General features: G+C 69.0%; 17 protein-coding genes and 1 pseudogene. 13 read left to right on the forward strand and 5 right to left on the reverse strand.

The features are described from left to right. Positions 1-155: 155 nt before the first annotated feature. The 6 genes and pseudogenes from NI2_RS35755 to NI2_RS19825 all read left to right on the forward strand — a co-directional run. Positions 156-314, forward strand: a pseudogene (locus NI2_RS35755) (recombination regulator RecX); the annotation flags it as partial. Positions 315-529: 215 nt separating this feature from the next. After that, on the forward strand, positions 530-1,180 hold the full coding sequence (locus NI2_RS19805; RefSeq protein WP_067492992.1) for an ABC transporter permease: 651 nt from the start codon (positions 530-532) through the stop codon (positions 1,178-1,180). Beyond that, a complete protein-coding gene (locus NI2_RS19810; RefSeq protein ID WP_067492740.1) occupies positions 1,173-2,342 on the forward strand; it encodes an ABC transporter ATP-binding protein in 1,170 nt (389 codons plus the stop codon). Before NI2_RS19805 ends, NI2_RS19810 begins: the two co-directional genes overlap by 8 nt. A gap of 67 nt (positions 2,343-2,409) precedes the next feature. Next, positions 2,410-3,213 carry an ABC transporter permease gene (locus tag NI2_RS19815; RefSeq protein ID WP_084476548.1) on the forward strand — a complete coding sequence of 268 codons (804 nt, stop codon included), beginning with the start codon at positions 2,410-2,412 and terminating at the stop codon, positions 3,211-3,213. Continuing rightward, positions 3,210-4,187 carry a glycine betaine ABC transporter substrate-binding protein gene (locus NI2_RS19820; protein ID WP_084476549.1) on the forward strand — a complete coding sequence of 326 codons (978 nt, stop codon included), beginning with the start codon at positions 3,210-3,212 and terminating at the stop codon, positions 4,185-4,187. Before NI2_RS19815 ends, NI2_RS19820 begins: the two co-directional genes overlap by 4 nt. A gap of 107 nt (positions 4,188-4,294) precedes the next feature. Further along, positions 4,295-5,155 (forward strand): 3-hydroxyacyl-CoA dehydrogenase, encoded by an 861-nt coding sequence (locus tag NI2_RS19825; protein WP_067492742.1) that lies wholly within the window; start codon positions 4,295-4,297, stop codon positions 5,153-5,155. A 47-nt stretch (positions 5,156-5,202) separates the two neighbouring features. Here NI2_RS19825 and NI2_RS19830 read toward each other — a convergent pair whose 3' ends face one another. The 4 genes from NI2_RS19830 to NI2_RS19845 all read right to left on the reverse strand — a co-directional run bounded on the left by NI2_RS19830 (position 5,203) and on the right by NI2_RS19845 (position 8,454). Next, positions 5,203-6,099 carry an amino acid ABC transporter permease gene (locus NI2_RS19830; RefSeq protein WP_067492744.1) on the reverse strand — a complete coding sequence of 299 codons (897 nt, stop codon included), beginning with the start codon at positions 6,097-6,099 and terminating at the stop codon, positions 5,203-5,205. Then, complete coding sequence (locus NI2_RS19835) at positions 6,096-6,767, reverse strand: amino acid ABC transporter permease (RefSeq protein WP_067492746.1); 672 nt, start codon at positions 6,765-6,767, stop codon at positions 6,096-6,098. The genes NI2_RS19830 and NI2_RS19835 overlap by 4 nt, the downstream gene beginning before the upstream one ends. 85 nt (positions 6,768-6,852) lie before the next feature. Next, positions 6,853-7,689 (reverse strand): glutamate ABC transporter substrate-binding protein, encoded by an 837-nt coding sequence (locus NI2_RS19840; protein WP_067492748.1) that lies wholly within the window; start codon positions 7,687-7,689, stop codon positions 6,853-6,855. Positions 7,690-7,725: 36 nt separating this feature from the next. Next, the gene (locus NI2_RS19845; protein WP_166655747.1) at positions 7,726-8,454 is read right to left on the reverse strand and encodes an amino acid ABC transporter ATP-binding protein; all 729 of its coding nucleotides are present in this window, start codon (positions 8,452-8,454) and stop codon (positions 7,726-7,728) included. Between the two features lie 233 nt (positions 8,455-8,687). Between NI2_RS19845 and miaB the strand changes: the two genes are divergently transcribed. Beyond that, positions 8,688-10,232, forward strand: coding sequence for a tRNA (N6-isopentenyl adenosine(37)-C2)-methylthiotransferase MiaB (miaB, locus tag NI2_RS19850; RefSeq protein ID WP_084476550.1), 1,545 nt, complete (start codon positions 8,688-8,690; stop codon positions 10,230-10,232). A 119-nt stretch (positions 10,233-10,351) separates the two neighbouring features. After that, positions 10,352-10,933 carry an Rv2732c family membrane protein gene (locus tag NI2_RS19855; RefSeq protein WP_067492752.1) on the forward strand — a complete coding sequence of 194 codons (582 nt, stop codon included), beginning with the start codon at positions 10,352-10,354 and terminating at the stop codon, positions 10,931-10,933. 57 nt (positions 10,934-10,990) lie between these two features. On the opposite strand, the gene NI2_RS19860 is transcribed toward NI2_RS19855, so the two are convergent. Beyond that, positions 10,991-12,370: a DUF349 domain-containing protein gene (locus NI2_RS19860; RefSeq protein WP_067492753.1), complete on the reverse strand. Its 1,380-nt coding sequence runs from the start codon at positions 12,368-12,370 to the stop codon at positions 10,991-10,993. 262 nt (positions 12,371-12,632) lie between these two features. Here NI2_RS19860 and NI2_RS19865 point away from each other — a divergent pair, with 262 nt between their 5' ends. The 5 genes from NI2_RS19865 to hflX all read left to right on the forward strand — a co-directional run bounded on the left by NI2_RS19865 (position 12,633) and on the right by hflX (position 17,673). After that, positions 12,633-13,388 (forward strand): class III extradiol ring-cleavage dioxygenase family protein, encoded by a 756-nt coding sequence (locus NI2_RS19865; RefSeq protein WP_067492755.1) that lies wholly within the window; start codon positions 12,633-12,635, stop codon positions 13,386-13,388. Further along, on the forward strand, positions 13,385-14,311 hold the full coding sequence (gene miaA, locus NI2_RS19870) for a tRNA (adenosine(37)-N6)-dimethylallyltransferase MiaA (protein ID WP_067492757.1): 927 nt from the start codon (positions 13,385-13,387) through the stop codon (positions 14,309-14,311). The genes NI2_RS19865 and miaA overlap by 4 nt, the downstream gene beginning before the upstream one ends. Continuing rightward, entirely contained in the window at positions 14,308-15,144 is an 837-nt protein-coding gene (locus tag NI2_RS19875; RefSeq protein WP_067492759.1) for a TrmH family RNA methyltransferase, read from the forward strand. The genes miaA and NI2_RS19875 overlap by 4 nt, the downstream gene beginning before the upstream one ends. A 44-nt stretch (positions 15,145-15,188) precedes the next feature. Then, complete coding sequence (gene dapF / locus NI2_RS19880; RefSeq protein ID WP_067493001.1) at positions 15,189-16,079, forward strand: diaminopimelate epimerase; 891 nt, start codon at positions 15,189-15,191, stop codon at positions 16,077-16,079. A gap of 163 nt (positions 16,080-16,242) precedes the next feature. Further along, on the forward strand, positions 16,243-17,673 hold the full coding sequence (gene hflX / locus NI2_RS19885; protein ID WP_243749802.1) for a GTPase HflX: 1,431 nt from the start codon (positions 16,243-16,245) through the stop codon (positions 17,671-17,673). Positions 17,674-17,693 lie beyond the last annotated feature (20 nt).

Consider the following 17,693-nt stretch of genomic DNA (forward strand, 5'->3'; position numbering starts at 1 on the left):
GCACCGATCGCAGCGCGAACCACGACGGCGCCGAGCAGCCCGACACCGACGACGGCCGCGCCCGGCAGGCCCGGGCCGACAGTGCCCGAGAACCCTCCCGCGGCACCGCCGCCCCCGCACGCCGCCCCCGTCCGGAGCCCGGCGACGACGAAGCCGCCGCCGACCTGGTCCGCCGCAAACTCCGCACCACACCCCCCGACCTCGACCGAACCAAACTCACCCGCCGCCTCGTCGACATGCTCGCCCGCCGCGGCTACAACCCCTCCACCGCCTACGCCGTGGTGAAAGCGGAACTGGCCGAAGCGGGTCGATGATTCGGTCGTCCTCATGATCCGGGGTCGGGAACCGGAACGGCCACGGCTGTCGGGGTGGAGCGTTAGCATGAGGCGGAAGTGAAACGCGGGTCCGCGCAGGTGGATTCGGGTGCTTGGTGGCCCGAGGGTGTGGGACGAGTGGTTTCGCCCGGGTTGTGGGTGGGCATCTTGGGGCAGGGCCCGTTGGGCCGCCGGACGATGGGGAGGTGGGGATCCTGGACGCACTGTGGTCGTTCGTGGTGAACCGGCGTGAGCAGTTGCTGGTCGATTCGTATCTGCATGTGTCGGCGGTGGTGCAGTCCCTGCTGCTGGCGACGGTGATCGCTGTGCTCGTGGGCATCCTGGTCTACCGGAGTCCGCTCGGATCGGCGGCGGCGACCGCGACGGCGGGCGCGATTCTCACCGTGCCGTCGTTCGCGCTGCTCGGGCTGCTGATCCCGTTCCTCGGGCTCGGCGTGGCACCGACCATCGTCGCGCTGGTCCTCTACGCGCTGTTGCCGATTCTGCGCAACACCGTGCTCGGGTTGTCCGCCGTCGACCCGGCCGCCGTCGATGCCGCACGTGGCGTCGGGATGGGCCGGTGGCAGTTGCTCACCAGGATCGAACTGCCGCTGGCATGGCCGTCGATCCTCACCGGCATGCGGGTGAGCGCCCAGATGATCATGGGCATCCTCGCGCTCGCGGCCTACGCGAAAGGCCCGGGGCTCGGCAACCTGATCTTCTCCGGGCTCGCGCGCCTCGGCAGTCCCAATGCGGTGCCGCAGGCGCTCACCGGCACCATCCTCATCGTCGTGCTCGCACTCGCGCTCGACGGCGTCCTGGTTCTGCTCGGACGGTTCACCATCTCGAGGGGTATTCGTGACTGACACCAGCACCGCCGAAACCGGCGCCGCCACCGCCGTTTCCGGGGTGGAGATCGTCCTGGACCGGGTGACCAAACGGTATCCGGAGCAGCCGGACCCCGCGGTCGAAGAGGTGAGCATGACGATTCCCGCCGGGGAGATCGTCGTCCTCGTCGGCCCGTCCGGCTGTGGCAAGACCACAACCATGCGGATGATCAACCGCCTCATCGAATCGACCTCGGGCACCATCACCATCGGTGGCCGCGACGCGCTCGCCATCGACGCCGACGAATTGCGCCGTGGCATCGGCTATTCCATCCAGCAGGCCGGGCTGTTCCCGCACATGACAGTCGCCAAGAACATCGCGACGGTGCCAGGTCTGCTCGGCTGGGACCGGCGCCGCGTCGCGGCCCGTACCGACGAAATGCTCGATCTCGTAGGCCTCGATCCCGACACCTATCGTGACCGCTACCCGCGCCAGCTCTCCGGCGGCCAGCAGCAGCGCGTCGGAGTCGCACGGGCGCTGGCAGCCGACCCGCCGGTACTGCTGATGGACGAACCGTTCGGCGCCGTCGACCCCATCACCCGCGCCCTGCTGCAGGACGAATTGCTGCGCCTGCAGGGCGAACTCGGCAAGACGATCGTGTTCGTCACCCACGATTTCGGTGAGGCGGTGAAACTGGGCGACCGCATCGCGGTGCTCGGCGACCGCTCCCGCATCCTGCAGTACGACACCCCCGCCGCGATCCTGGCCGCCCCCGCCGACGACACGGTCGCGGGCTTCGTCGGCGCCACCGCCACCATCGACCGCCTCGGCCTCGCGGTCCTCGCCGACCTCGACCTCGACCAGGGCGTCGCCGTCACCGAGGGCACCGGCCCCACGGCACTGGCCGCCGCGCTGCACGACGCGGATCGCACCTGGGGAATCGTCCTCGACCCTCAGCGTCGCCCACTGCGCCGGGTATCCAGAGATGAATCAGCACAAGCGGATTCGCTGACCACCGCAGGCACGCCCATCGGCACGACCCTGCCTGCCGATGCCACTCTCCAAGACGCCCTCGCCGCCCTGCTCACCGAGCGCACCGCCTCGGCGATCGTCCTCGACGCGAGCGGCGGTTACGCCGGAGTCGTCACCGTCGACACCCTCATCGACCACTTGGCCACCTCGGGGAAGGCGTCGTCATGATGCCTTTACCTCGGAATCACCGATCGCCCTGGCGCACCCGAACTCTCGCTGCGGAACGGGTGGGCTCATGGTGACCACGACTTCCTCCACTCGTCCGGTCGTCGACCTGCCCGCCGCCGCCTCCGCACCCGCCACCCAGCGTCGCGCCGAAGTCCTGCGGTTGCTCGCCCAACCGGTGATCGTGCTGATCCTCACCGCCGGTGTGCTGGTGTGGGCGTTCCGGCGTGAGCTCACCACGATTCAGCAGGCCAATATCAGTGTGGGCAATATCGCCGAGGTCACCTGGCAGCACGTGCTGATCACGGCGGCTGTGGTCGCGATCGTCGTCGTGATCGCGGTGCCGTTGGGCACGCTGCTCACCCGTCGCCGGTTCCGCCGTCTCGCACCGTTTTTCGTCGGGATCGCCAATATCGGGGCGGCGGCGCCCGCGATCGGGTTGATCGTGCTGTGCTACCTGCTCACCCGGACCACCGGGTTCTGGGTGGGTGTCGCGCCGATCGCGTTCTGCTCGCTGCTGCCGGTGTTGCGCAACACGATCCTCGGCTATCAGCAGGTGGACCCGGCTGTCATCGATGCCGGTCGCGGCCAGGGGATGTCGGCTGTGCAGGTGTTGCGGCGCATCGAGTTCCCGCTCGCCATTCCCTACATCCTCGCCGGGTTGCGCACGTCGCTGGTACTCGCCGTCGGCACCGCGACGCTGTCGTTCATGGTGAGCGCGGGCGGTCTCGGCATCCTCATCGACACCGGCTACAAACTGCGCGACACCGTCACCCTGACGGTCGGCGCGGTGCTCGCGGTGGCACTTGCCCTGTTCGTCGACTGGCTCGGCGCGCTGGCCGAACAGTTTCTCGGGCCGAGGGGGCTGCGGTGAGGAAGAGCAGATGGTTGCGTGGGCTGATCCCGGTCCTCGCGGTGGTGCTCGCCGGCTGCGGTCTGCAATCGGGCGGCTCGGTGCCGTTGCCGGTGGGGCCGGGCAGTATCACCCCGGTTCCGGAACTCGACGGTGTCGCGGTGACGGTGGGGTCCAAGGACTTCACCGAGGCCAATATCCTCGGCTACCTCATCGAATTCGCCCTCACCGCCGCAGGCGCGAATGTGCGTGACCTGACCAATATCCAGGGCTCCAACAGCCTGCGCGACGCGCAACTCAACGGCCAGATCGATATCGCCTACGACTACACCGGCACCGGCTGGATCAACTACCTCGGTAACGAGACCCCCGAACCCGACGAACGCAAACAGTTCGACCTCGTCCGCGACGCCGACCGCGCACAGCACGACATGGTGTGGGCGGCCATGGCACCGATGAACAACACCTACGCCCTGGTCACCAGCAGGCGCACCGCCGAGGAGACCGGCGTGCGCACCCTGTCGGACTACGCGAAACTGCTCGCCGCCGACCCGGCCGCGGCCGCCACCTGCGTGGGCACCGAGTTCAACGTCCGCCCCGACGGCTACCCGGGCCTGGCGCAGAAATACGGCATCGACGCGGGCAGAGCGCAGAAACAGATCGTGCAGGACGCCCTGGTCTACCAGGCCACCGCCGACGCGAAACAGTGCCGCTTCGGCTCCGTCGCCGCCACCGACGGCCGCATTCCCGCCCTGGACCTGGTGCTGCTCGAAGACGACAAGGGCTTCTTCCCCAAGTACAACGCGGCTCTGGTGATGTACGGCCCGTTCGCCGACGCCAACCCCCGCGTGGTCGACATCATGGCGCCGATCTCGGCCCGGCTCACCAACGAGGTCATCACCGAACTCAACCGCCAGGTCGACATCGACGGTCGCGAACCCGCCGACGTCGCCCGCGACTGGATGATCGCCGAGGGCCTCGTCACCGCAGGCTGACCCGACCCGGCGCCCGGGCCGGACCACCTCCCCACGATGCCGACCAGTCGGGCCATGATGGACGGTGGCTACACACCGGCACACCGACATCGCTGGGAGGAACACGCATGACCATCGCATTCCGCAAGGTGACAGTTCTCGGAACCGGCGTCCTCGGTTCCCAGATCGCGTTCCAGACCGCTTTCCACGGCTTCGACGTGACGTCCTACGACATCGACGACAAGGCGATCGCCGCCGCCCGCACCCGGTTCGACGAACTGGCAAAGACCTACCAGGCCGAAGTGAGCGGAGCCGACGCCGCCAAGACCGAGGCGACGGCTGCGGGCATCACGCTGACGACCGATCTGGCCGCCGCGGTCGCCGACGCAGACCTCGTCATCGAGGCGGTGCCGGAGGTGCTGTCCATCAAACGCGACCTGTACACGAAGCTGGGCGGCCTCGCCCCGGAACGCACGGTCTTCGCGACGAACTCCTCGACCCTGCTGCCGAGCGACATGGCCGGATTCACCGGGCGCGCCGACCGCTTCCTCGCCCTGCATTTCGCCAACCACGTGTGGAAGTTCAACACCGCCGAGGTGATGGGCACACCGGAGACCGACCCGGAGGTATTCGCCTCGGTCGTGAAGTTCGCCACCGACATCGGCATGGTACCCATCGAATTGCACAAGGAGAAGGCGGGTTACGTGCTCAACTCGCTGCTCGTCCCGTTCCTCAACGCCGGCATGGGGCTGGTCGCGGGCGGCTATGCCGAACCGAAGGCCGTCGACGAGACCTGGCGCATCGGTACCGGCGCACCGATGGGACCGATGCAGATCCTCGACATCGTCGGGCTCACCACGCCCTACAACATCCTGACCAACGGCGGCCCGGAGGAGCAGAAGCTGGCCGACTGGCTGAAGCAGAACTACATCGACAAGGGCAAGCTCGGCCTGTCGACCGGTGAGGGCTTCTACCGCTACACCGAATGAAGCGAGCGGGGCCCGGTCGAAGGACCGGGCCCCGTCGGATACCGGGCCTACTTCTTGGTGATGTCCACGCCGGGTGCGGCATCGGTGACGATCGAGTCGGCGGCCAGCACCGCACCGCCGCCCTTCTTGCGCCGCGACCGCAGCCGCTTCTCCAAGCGGGTCGCCAGGAACGACAGCGTGATATTGAGCGAGATCATGATGACCGCGATCACCATCAGGGCGGGGATCGTGTTCTGCTCCGCCGCACCGACCTGCTGACCCGAGCGCACCAGCTCCACATAGGTGATCTGGTAGCCCAGCGCGGTGTCCTTGAGCACCACCACCATCTGCGAGACCAGCGCGGGCAGCATCGCGGTGATCGCCTGCGGCAACAGCACCAGCCGCATGAGCTGGGTCTTGCGCATGCCGAGCGCGACGGCGGCCTCGCTCTGGCCCTTGGGCAGCGACCGGATACCCGCACGCACGATCTCGGCGATGACGGAGGCGTTGTAGACGATCAGGGCGATGACCACCGCGGCCAGCGCGAGCTGATCGGACGGGAACACCTTGTAGTCGCCGAACACGGCGAACAGGAAGATCATCAGGATCAACACCGGGATGGCTCGGGCCAGCTCGACGATAGCGCCCGCCACCCAGCGCACCCAGGTGTGATCCGAGAGGCGCAGGACGCCGAAGATCATGCCGAAGATCAGCGCACCGATGATCGAGAGCACCGCGGCCGTGAGCGTGCCCTCGAGACCGGGCAGCAGGTAGGTCTCCCAGACCTCGGCCTCGAGGAACGGCTTCCACTTCTCGGCGGTGAACTGGCCTTCGCGCTGGAAGGCCAGGAACATCCACACCGCGATCGCGACGAGCACCGCCGCTACCAGGACCGAGTAGATCCAGTGCCGCACCCGAGCCTTGGGGCCGGGAGCGTCGAACAGAACCGAAGCGCCTGAACTCACCGGACAACCTCGAATCGCTTGGCCAGCCAGCCGAAGAACAAGCCGGTCGGCAGGGTGAGCACGACGAAGCCGAGCGCGAAGACCGCACCGATGGCGAGCACCGCGGCCTCGTTCTCGTTCATCTCGCTCATCAGGAACGCGGCCTCACCGACGCCGATCACCGAGGCGATCGTCGAGTTCTTGGTCAGCGCGATCAGCACGCTGCCCAGCGGGGCGATGACGGCCCGGAAAGCCTGTGGCAGCACGATCAGGCGCAGATTCTGGGCGAACCCGAAGCCCAGCGAGCGGCCCGCCTCGGACTGCCCGATGTGGACGGTGTTGATGCCCGACCGCAGTGATTCGCACACGAAAGCCGCGGTGTAGACACTCAATCCGATGATCGCCCACCAGTAGTTGTTGTCCTTGATCGAATCACCGGCCAGCTCCCACCGCAGCGTGCTGTAGAGGCCGAGCGAGCAGAACACGATGATCAGCGTGAGGGGGGTGTTGCGGAAGATCGACACGTAGGCGGTGCCGACCCAGCGCGCGACGGGGATGGGAGACACACGCATTCCGGCGACGATGGTGCCGAGAATCAGGGCGCCGATCGCCGAGAAGAACGTCAGCTTGATGGTCACCCAGAAGGCAGCCAGGATTCGGGAGTCATACTCCGAGATCAGGTCGAACACGGACGCGCGTCCTCCGATCGATGAGAAAGGCCAGCAGGACAAAGACCGTCGCGGTGGCACACGGCCACCGCGACGGTGTTCGGGATCAGTAGCGGTCGACCTTCGGCGGCTCCGGGACCTTGAAACCGGTACCGGGGAAGGACTTCTCCAGCGCGGCCTTCCACGAACCGTCCGCGATCATCGCCTCGATCGCGTCGTTGATCTTGGTGCGGGCCTCGGTGTCGTCCTTCTTCACGCCGATGCCGTAGTTCTCGGTGGTGAAGGTCTTGCCCACCAGCTTGTAGGTGCCGGGCGCCTGCGCGGCGTAACCGGCCAGGATCACGTCGTCGGTGGTCATCGCGTCGATGGCACCGCCACGCAGGCCCTCGAGGCACAGCGAGTACGTGTCGTAGGTCTGCAGCTGAGCCTGCGGGTAGTTCTTCTCGATGTTCTGGGCCGGGGTGGAGCCCTTCACCGAGCAGACCTTCTTGCCCGCGAGCGAATCGGGGCCCGTGATGTCGGTGTTGTCGGCACGCACCAGCAGGTCCTGGCCCGCCACGTAGTACGGGCCGGCGAAATCGACCTTCTCCTTGCGCTTGTCGTTGATCGAGTAGGTGGCGACGATGAAGTCGACCTGACCGTTCTCGATCATCGTCTCGCGCTGCGCCGACGGGGTTTCCTTGAACGTGATGGCCTCTGGCTTCACCCCGAGCTTGTCGGCGACGTACTTGGCGACCTCGACATCGAAGCCGCTGTAGGTGCCGTCGGTGTTGCGCAGGCCGAGACCCGGCTGGTCGAACTTGATGCCGACGGTCAGCTTGCCTTCCTTGGCGTGGTCGAGCGCGCTGCCCTCGTCACCGCCGCCGCAGGCCGCCGTCACGGTGGCGGCCAGAGCCAGAGCCACAGCGCCGACGCCGACGCGCACCGCACGATTGATCCTCATCGAGTTTCCTTCTCCCTCTTGTGGTGTCGCTACAAGTCAGTGGCTGAGAATTTTGCCGAGGAAGTCCTTGGCGCGGTCGGATCGCGGTGCGGTGAAGAACGTTTCGGGCTCCGCGTCCTCGACGACCTCGCCGTCGGCCATGAACAACACCCGGTCGCCGGCACGGCGGGCGAAGCCCATCTCATGGGTGACCACGAGCATCGTCATGCCCTCCTTGGCGAGGGAGACCATCACCTCGAGCACCTCGTTGACCATCTCCGGGTCCAGCGCGGAGGTGGGCTCGTCGAACAGCATCACCTTCGGGTCCATCGCCAGCGACCGCGCGATCGCCACGCGTTGCTGCTGGCCGCCCGAGAGCTGGGCGGGGTACTTGTCGGCCTGGTTGGCGATGCCGACCCGGTCGAGCAGGGCGAGCGCGTGCTTGCGCGCTTCGTCCTTCTTGATGCCGCGCACCTTCATCGGCGCGAGCATCACGTTCTCCAGAATTGTCTTGTGCGCGAACAAATTGAACGATTGGAAGACCATGCCCACCTCGGCGCGCAGCGCGGCGAGGGCCTTGCCTTCTGCGGGCAGATCCACCCCGTCGATGGCGATGCGGCCCGAGTCGATCGGTTCGAGCCGGTTGATGGTGCGGCACAGGGTGGACTTCCCCGAGCCCGAGGGGCCGAGGACGATCACGACCTGCCCGCGGGGCACTTCCAGGTTGATATTGCGCAGAACGTGGAGTTCACCGAAGTGTTTGTCCACGTTGTGCATCGAGATCATCGGCGGCGCGCCTGCAGTGGCAGCGGCGTCGGCTTTCCCGGTCGCGGGTGCGGCGTCGTCGGTCATGCTCAGAAACCTTAGGCGTTCTTCGGAGATTTGCCCTGCTTTCCGTGACTCGCCGTCTCGGCTCGCCGAGAAGACACCTGCCGGTAACCGGGCGGCAGCCTCCTCGTCGCGGTCGGCCTGCCCGACCGCGACGCAGGTCACCGGGGCGGTGGCCGTACCCTGGACGGGTGGATTCGAACGGACAGAATGCGACGCACGGCTCGGTCACCGAGGCGCGCACCTACGAGGTCCGCACCTTCGGTTGCCAGATGAACGTCCATGATTCCGAACGCTTGTCCGGCCTGCTCGAAGACGCGGGTTATGTGAAGGCCGCACCGAGCGACACCCCGGACCTGGTGGTGTTCAACACCTGCGCGGTGCGGGAGAACGCCGACAACAAACTCTACGGCACCCTCGGGCACCTCGCGCCGGTGAAGCAGGGCAGGCCCGGCATGCAGATCGCCGTCGGCGGCTGCCTGGCGCAGAAGGACCGCGACACCGTGGTGCGCAAGGCGCCGTGGGTTGACGTGGTGTTCGGCACGCACAACATCGGTTCGCTGCCGGTTCTGCTCGAACGGGCACGGCACAACGAGCAGGCCCAGGTGGAGATCCTCGAATCGCTCGAGGCCTTCCCATCCACCCTGCCCGCCAAGCGGGAGTCGGCCTACGCGGGCTGGGTGTCGATCTCGGTGGGGTGCAACAACACCTGCACCTTCTGCATCGTGCCCGCGCTGCGCGGCAAGGAGGTGGACCGCCGCCCCGGCGACGTGCTCGCCGAGGTGCAGGCCTTGGTCGACCAGGGTGTGCTCGAAGTGACCCTGCTCGGCCAGAACGTGAACTCCTACGGCGTGAACTTCGTCGACCCCGAACAGCCGCGCGACCGTGGCGCCTTCGCCCAGTTGCTGCGCGCGACCGGGCGGATCGAGGGACTCGAGCGGGTGCGGTTCACCTCGCCGCATCCGGCGGAATTCACCGACGACGTCATCGAGGCGATGGCCGAGACACCCAATGTCTGCCCGCAGCTGCACATGCCGTTGCAGTCCGGCTCGGACCGGGTGCTCAAGGCGATGCGTCGCTCCTACCGCAAGGAACGCTTCCTCGGCATCATCGACAAGGTGCGCGCCGCGATGCCGCACGCCTCGATCACCACCGACATCATCGTCGGCTTCCCCGGCGAGACCGAGGAGGACTTCCAGGAGACCCTGGACGTGGTGCGCCGGGCCCGCTTCACCAGCGCCTATACCTTCCAGTACTCCAAGCGCCCCGGCACCCCGGCCGCCGAACTGGCCGACCAGGTGCCCAAGGCGGTGGTGCAGGAACGCTACGACCGGCTCATCGCCCTGCAGGAACAGGTGTCGCTCGAGGAGAACCAGGCGCTGATCGGCACCGAAGTGGAATTGCTCGTCGCCGAGGGCGCGGGCAAGAAGAACGCGGCGACCGCGCGGATGAGCGGACGCGCCCGCGACGGCAGACTGGTGCACTTCCGTCCCGGCACCGACGCGGGAATCCGGCCCGGTGACCTCGTCGTCGTCGACATCACCGCCGCGGCACCGCACCACCTGATCGCCGACGGTGTCGTGAAATCGCATCGCCGCACGCGAGCGGGTGACGCACACGAACGAGGGGTCACGCCCAAGACCGCGCCGATCGGTGTCGGTCTCGGCCTGCCGCGTATCGGCGCGCCCGCCGTCGAGCCGGTGGACAGCGGTTGTTCGACCGGGTGTCCGGCGTGAACGCCGAGGACCCGGACTCTACTACCGGCCGTAGTGGGTCGGGTGACGAGGACGGCGCGGGGGATGGCAGAGTGGAGCCCGGCGCACACGAGCCGAGTAACCCTGCGGACAGGAGCGACGTGAACCGGGTGGGCAACGATCAGGAATTCGAGCAGTTCCGCGGCGAGATCGACGCCGTCGAACGGCGGATCGCCGGTGAGATCGATCCCGGCGCACGGGCCATGGTGGTGGCGGGCGCGGTATTCGCCCTGCTCGTCTCGCTGATCCTGCCGCACGCGGGCGCCGCGCGCGGCTTCGACGTGCTGCTGAGCACCGATGCGGCCCGCCTCGAACACATCGGGCTGCCCTCCCGCGTCTTCGTGTGGCTGGTCATCGTGTTCGGTGTCGGCTTCTCCCTGCTGGCCCTGACCACCCGGCGCTGGGTGCTGGCCTGGCTGGCCTGTGCGGGCTCGGCCGTCGCGAGTGTGTTCGGCGTGCTGTCGATCTGGCATCGCCAGACCCCCGGCCTGGGCAACTACGAGGGCGCCGGGCCCGGCATCGGCCTGATCCTCGGCACTCTGGCCGTCATGGTGCTCACCTTCCACTGGATCCGGGTGGTCTGGAGTCGCACCGCCGTGCAGCTGGCCGCGGAGGAACAGCGCCGCAATGCCGCCCGCGAAGCCGAGGAACGCGACCGCAAACGCCTGCTGGGCGACGAGTAGCTCCCGAAACGAAGAAAAAAACCCCGACCGTAGGCGGTCGGGGTTTTCTCGTTCTCGTCAGAGATTGCTGACGGCGCCTTCGGCCGCTTCGGCCCATTCACGCCACTGCTTGGCCTGCTCGAGCGCCTTCTCCGCGTCCCGCTTCTTGCCCGCGGCCTCGGCCTTGGCGGCCTGCTCCTCGAACTGGGCGACGCGCTCGCGGAACTGCGCGGCCCGGGCCACGGCCTCCGGGTCGGTGCGGCGCCACTGCTGGTCGGCCGCGTCGCGCACCCGCTTCTCGATCGCGCGCAGCCTGCCTTCCAGCTCCTGCATCCGCTCGCGCGGGACCTTGCCGATGGCATCCCACTTGTCCTGCAGTTCGCGCAGGGCAGCACGGGCGGCTTCGAGGCCGTTGGCCGGGTCGATGTGCTCGTAGGCGTCGAGCAGTTCCTGCTTGGCGACGGCGTTGTGCTCGAACTCCGCGTCGCGTTCGGAGACCGCCGCGTTGCGGGCGGCGAAGAACACGTCCTGCGCGCTCTTGAACCGGCGCCACAGCGCCTCGTCCGCCTCGCGGGGCGCCCGGCCTGCCGCCTTCCACTCGGTGAGCAGGTCGCGGAACACCGCGGCAGTGCCGGTCCAGTCGGTGGAGCCGGACAGCTCCTCGGCGCGCACGCACAGCTCTTCCTTGCGCGTCTTGGCGGTGGCGCGTTCGCGATCGAGCTCGGCGAAATGGGCGCCGCGGCGACGGTTGAACGCCTCACGCGCCTTGGAGTAGCGCTTCCACAGCGCGTCGTCGACCTTGCGATCGACACCGCGGATCGACTTCCACTCGTCGAGGATCTCGCGCAACCGGTCGCCCGCGGCCTTCCACTGGGTGGATTCGGCGGCGATCTGCTCGGCCTCGGCGGCCAGGGCTTCCTTGCGCTCGGTGTGCTCGTGGCGGGCGCGTTCCTTCTCCTCCTTGGCGTGCGCGGCGGCTTCCTCGGAGTGCTCGGTGATGGCCTGCAGGCGGGCGGCCAGGCCGTCGATGTCACCGATGACGGCGGCGGTCGGCAGCGTCTCGGCCAGCGCGAGCGCGGCGGCCTTGGTCTTGCGGGCATCGGCGCCCGCGGCCAGGCGCGCCTCGAGCAACGCCACCTCGGTGGCCAGGTCGTCGAAGCGGCGGCCGAAGTGGGCAAGGCCCTCGGCGGCGTCACCGGCCTGCCAGGACCCGACGACACGTTCGCCGTCGGCGGTCTTCACCCAGGCGGTGCCGTCCTCGTCGACGCGACCCCATTTGCTCGGGTCGGTGGACGCGGGCACCACCACCGCGTGCGGGTGCGCCTGGTCGGGGCCGGGAGCGGGTTTCACGGCGTGCGGCTTGGGCGGACGCGCAGCCTTGCCGCCGGGCTTGGGGGTGCCGGAGGGTCGCGGGCCCGGACCGGGGGTGGGCTTCGCGGTTCCGTTGCTGTCGGTCATTGCTCTCCGTCCCTGCCGCGCGTCACGGCTGCCTGGTTACGCTCTAGCACATCCCATTGAACCCGCTTCGAGCCGAGGAAACCATCGATCCCGGGGATCGGATGCCGCGTTTCCTGGGAATTCGTCCCGGACGACGGGGGTGGTCGCATCAGAAAACACTAGCAATCTCGCGGGGCGTCACGGCGCCGGACACTCGCTGACCCGGTGCGCCCCTCCTGCGCCGGATGCTGGTGCGGGCCACCGGTGCGGCTACGGTTACCTGGTGTTCTCGATAGCGGCCCTGGTCCCGTCGCCGCCGATGCTGGTGCCACAACTGTGCGGACACCAGGTGGCCTCCGGCGATGCTCCCGACGAGCCGGTGGTGGTGTTGCGCGCGGCCGCGCTCGAGGCCGCCGCCACCCTCGCCGCCCATGCCGATCGCTGGGTCGTCGTCGGCGCCGGCGCGCGTGCCGAAGCGTTCGAACCCGGCGTGCGGGGGACTTTCCGCGGCTTCGGCGCCGATGTCGTCGTCGGTCTCGGCCCGGTCGCGAGCGCCGACGCACCGGCAGACGCCCAGCTTCCGCTGCCCGTCCTGATCGCCGCGTGGTTGCGGGAGCAGGCCGCGCCCGACGTCTCCGTACGGGCGCGAGTGGTCGCCGCCGACACGGCGCCGGGGGAGTGCGCCCGTTTCGGTGCCGAGCTGCGCGCCGAACTCGACGCCGATCCGGCGCCGTGCGCGGTACTCATCGTCGCCGACGGAGCCGCGACCCTGACCCTCAGATCCCCGGGCTACCTCGACGAGCGCGCCGCCCCCTTCCAAGCGGATCTGGACGCGGCCCTGCGTGCTGGTTCCCGTGCGGGGCTCGCGGCAATCGACCCCGACATGTGCGGGCAGCTACGGGTCGAGGGCCGCGCCGCCTACCAGGTGCTCGGCGGCCTATTCGCCACCGATCCGGCCGACCCACCGGTTCGCACCCTCTACCAGGGCGCACCGTACGGCGTGGGCTACGACGTGAGCGTGTGGGAGGTCGGCCGATGACGAAGCGTCCCATCGCGGTCGTCGGACCCACCGCGACCGGGAAGTCCGATCTGGCCCTCGACCTGGCCGAACGGCTCGACGGCGAGATCGTCAACATCGACGCTATGCAGCTGTACCGCGGCATGGACGTCGGTACCGCGAAACTGCCGCCCGCGCAGCGGCGCGGCATCCCACACCACCTTCTCGACGTTCTCGACGTCACCGAGACCGCCACGGTCGCCGCCTACCAGAGCGCGGCCACCGAAATCGTCGAGGACATCATGGCGCGCGGGCGTATCCCGGTGGTCGTCGGCGGCTCGATGATGTACGTGCAGGCGCTGCTCGACCAGTGGGACTTTCCGGCCACCGACCCCGAGGTGCGGGCCCGGTGGGAAGCGGTGCTGGCCGACGGCGGTGTCGCGGCCGTGCACGCGGCGCTGCGGGCGGCCGACCCGGTCGCGGCCGACACCATCCTGCCCACCGACGGGCGACGGATGGTCCGCGCACTGGAAGTCGTCGAACTCACCGGCAAACCGTTCGCCGCCTCGGCTCCGACCGTCGGCACACCGCGCTGGGACACCGTCATCGTCGGCGTCGACCGGGAGACCGCCGCCCTCGACGCCCGCATCGAGGCCCGCACCGCGCACATGTTCGACGCGGGCCTGGTCGAGGAAGTCCGCACCCTGCTCGAAGCCGGACTGCGCGAAGGCCGGACCGCGCGCCGCGCGATCGGGTACGCCCAGGTACTGGCCTACCTCGACGGCGAATGCGATCTCGCGCACGCCCGCGAACGCACCCTCATCGGCACCCGCCGCTATGTGCGACGGCAGCGCTCGTGGTTCCGCCGCGACCCGAGGGTGACTTGGGTCGACGGCGCGGACCCCGACCTCGCCGCCACCACGCTCACCCTGCTCGACGAACAGACAGGACGGACCGCGCAGTGACCCGACGAGTGAGTACCCGCAACGCCTCGGTGCAGGTGTGGCAGGCCTACCTCAACAACCGGACCAAGCGTCATCGCGACGGCCGCTTCCTCGTGCAGGGCGTGCGCCCGATCACCCAGGCCCTGGCCAACGACTGGCCGCTGGAAACCCTGCTGTACCGGCTCGGCACACCCGACCTGTCCAGTTGGGCGCGCGAACTGCTCGACACCACCGACATACCGCAGGTGGGTCTGGTTCCCGAGCTGATGGCCGAGCTGGGGGAGAAGTCGGGCACGATTCCCGAGATCGTCGCGGTGGCCCATTCGCGGCAACCCGACCTGGACACGTACGCGCCCGGCGAACCGGGCGAGGACTTTCCGGTCGTCGTGGTCTTCGACCGGCCGAACTCGCCCGGCAACCTCGGCACCCTCATCCGCTCGGCCGACGCCTTCGGGGCATCGGGCGTGATCGTCACCGGTCACGGCGCCGACCAGTTCGACCCGCAGGCCGTGCGCGCCTCCACCGGTTCGCTGTTCGCCGTGCCCGTCCTGCGCGCGTCGGGCCCCGCCCAGGTCGTGGAGTTCCGCGACCGGCAGGTGGCGCGCGGTATCCCCACCCGCATCGTCGGCACCGACGAACACGCGCCGTCGACCATCTACGACTACGACTTCACCGAGGCCACGATCCTGGTGGTCGGCAACGAAACCACCGGCATGAGTTCGGCCTGGTCGCAGGCCTGCGACGACCTCGTGACCATCCCGATGGGCGGCACCGCCAGCTCGCTCGGCGCCCCGTCGGCAGGCGCGATCGGCCTGTACGAGATCGCCCGGCAGCGCCGCACCTTCGCCCGATGACGGGCTCGGCGCCCGCGCAGGGGACAATGGCGGATGTGTCCGACATCGAATTCAGCAAGGGCCACGGCACTCAGAACGACTTCGTGGTGCTGCCCGACCTCGAGGTGCGTCTCGACCTGAACGCCGACCGCGTCGCCGCCCTGTGCGACCGCCGTCGCGGCCTCGGCGCCGACGGTGTGCTGCGCGTGGCCAAGGCGGGCGCCCTGCGCGAAGCGGGCGTGCTCGACACCCTGCCCGACGGTGTCGCCGACGACGACTGGTTCATGGACTACCGCAACGCCGACGGGTCGATCGCCGAGATGTGCGGCAACGGCACCCGTGTGTTCGCCCACTACCTCAACGCCACCGGCCTGGAAACCCGCACCGAGTACGTGGTCGGCAGCCGCGCGGGCGGACGACCCGTCGAGGTGCACAGCGCGGGCCCGGTCGACGGCGAGATCACCGTCGACATGGGCGCCGTGCGTGAACTCGGCAGCTCCACCGCGACCCTGGCCGGCTGGGCACTGTCCGGAATCGGCATCGATGTGGGCAATCCGCACCTGGCCTGCGTCGACGAGAGCCTGACCGCCGACGCGCTGGCCAAGCTCGACCTCAGCGTGTCGCCCGGCTTCGATCCCGACCTGTTCCCGCACGGCGTCAATGTCGAGATCCTCACTGCGCTGGGTCCCGACAACGCCGTCGACATGCGCGTCTACGAGCGTGGTGTCGGCGAGACCCGTTCCTGCGGAACCGGAACCGTCGCCGCCGCGGCCGCCGCGCTGACCGCCGCCGGTGTGCCGGTCGGGTCGGGTCGGGGCGAGGTCACCGTGCGCGTACCGGGCGGGGAGGTGCGCGTCACCATCGACAACGGGCGCGCCTGGATGCGCGGTCCCTCGGTCCTGCTCGCCGCGGGCACGCTGTCGCGCGACTGGTGGAACGCGCAAGCCCAGGGATAACCGGATGCGCCGTGTCACTGTGACGTGGCAGCATGGAAGACGTATGACGAAACCAGAAGTACCCTCAGACACCACATCGGACCGCGACACCACCGCGGCCGATGCCGACGTGGCCGCCGACCGCGGCGACGTCGACGACGCGCTGGCCCGCCACGCGGCGCGGATGCAGCGCCCGGGCTGGTCACCCGAACCGACCGTCGGTGAGATGCAGCTCGACGAACGCACCTCGTTGCGTCGCGTCGCGGGGCTGTCCACCGAGCTCACCGACATCACCGAGGTCGAATACCGCCAGCTGCGCCTGGAACGGGTCGTGCTCGTCGGTGTGTGGACCACCGGCAGCGCCGCGCAGGCCGAGGCGAGCATGGTCGAGCTGGCCGCACTGGCCGAGACCGCGGGCTCGGAGGTCCTCGAGGGCCTCATCCAGCGCCGCGACAAGCCCGACCCGGCCACCTACATCGGCTCCGGCAAGGCCGAGGAACTGCGCACCGTCGTCCTCGACACCGGCGCCGACACCGTGATCTGCGACGGTGAACTCACCCCCGCCCAGCTCACCGCGCTGGAGAAGGTCGTGAAGGTGAAGGTCATCGACCGCACCGCGCTGATCCTCGACATCTTCGCCCAGCACGCCACCTCCCGCGAGGGCAAGGCCCAGGTCGCACTCGCCCAGATGGAATACATGCTGCCGCGGCTGCGTGGTTGGGGTGAGTCGATGTCGCGGCAGGCCGGTGGTCGGGCCGGCTCCAACGGCGGTGTCGGTCTGCGTGGCCCCGGTGAGACCAAGATCGAAACCGACCGCCGCCGCATCCGCGAGCGAATGGCCAAGTTGCGCCGCGAGATTCGCGAGATGAAGACCGCACGCGACACCATGCGTGCGCGCCGCAGCGCCAGCGGAGTGCCGTCGGTGGCCATCGTCGGCTACACCAACGCGGGCAAGTCCAGCCTGATGAACTCGCTGACCGGCGCGGGCCTGCTGGTGCAGGACGCGCTGTTCGCCACCCTCGATCCGACCACCCGCCGGGCCGCGCTCGACGACGGTCGCGAGATGGTGTTCACCGACACCGTCGGCTTCGTGCGCCACCTGCCCACCCAGTTGGTCGAGGCGTTCCGGTCCACCCTGGAAGAGGTCACCGGCGCCGATCTGCTGCTGCACGTGGTCGACGGGTCCGACCCGTTGCCGCTCGAGCAGATCCGCGCGGTGCGCGAGGTCATCACCGACGTGATCAAGGAGCAGGGTACGGCGGCTCCGCCGGAACTGCTGGTGGTCAACAAGATCGACGCCGCCGACCCCGACGAGCTCACCCGCCTGCGCGGGCTGCTGCCGGGCGCCGCGTTCGTGTCGGCCCGCACCGGCGCGGGCATCGAGGAGCTGCGCGAACGCCTCTCCGAGGTACTCGGCGGGCTCGATGTCGACATCAGTGTGCTGCTGCCCTACAGCCGGGGCGACCTGCTCGCCCGCATCCACGCCGACGGCCGGATCATCTCCTCCGATCACGAGGAGGGCGGCACCCGCGTGCGCGCTCGGGTGCCACACGCGCTGGCGGCGGCCCTGTCGGAATTCGCCCATTCCGGGCCTGCGGAGTCGGCTGGTCGATAGCCGGGTTGCCGCGCGTTTGC

It is taken from the genome of Nocardia ignorata NBRC 108230 (assembly GCF_001612905.1).
GTDB classification, from domain to species: domain Bacteria; phylum Actinomycetota; class Actinomycetes; order Mycobacteriales; family Mycobacteriaceae; genus Nocardia; species Nocardia ignorata.

What these genes read in the sequence shown, in the direction of transcription:
- hflX (WP_243749802.1), top strand. Translation starts at nt 16,243, where the DNA reads ATGCAGCGCCCGGGCTGGTCACCCGAACCGACCGTCGGTGAGATGCAG.
- NI2_RS19825 (WP_067492742.1), top strand. Translation starts at nt 4,295, where the DNA reads ATGACCATCGCATTCCGCAAGGTGACAGTTCTCGGAACCGGCGTCCTC.
- NI2_RS19845 (WP_166655747.1), bottom strand. Translation starts at nt 8,454, where the DNA reads ATGATCTCGATGCACAACGTGGACAAACACTTCGGTGAACTCCACGTT.
- miaA (WP_067492757.1), top strand. Translation starts at nt 13,385, where the DNA reads ATGACGAAGCGTCCCATCGCGGTCGTCGGACCCACCGCGACCGGGAAG.
- NI2_RS19815 (WP_084476548.1), top strand. Translation starts at nt 2,410, where the DNA reads ATGGTGACCACGACTTCCTCCACTCGTCCGGTCGTCGACCTGCCCGCC.
- NI2_RS19860 (WP_067492753.1), bottom strand. Translation starts at nt 12,370, where the DNA reads ATGACCGACAGCAACGGAACCGCGAAGCCCACCCCCGGTCCGGGCCCG.
- NI2_RS19840 (WP_067492748.1), bottom strand. Translation starts at nt 7,689, where the DNA reads ATGAGGATCAATCGTGCGGTGCGCGTCGGCGTCGGCGCTGTGGCTCTG.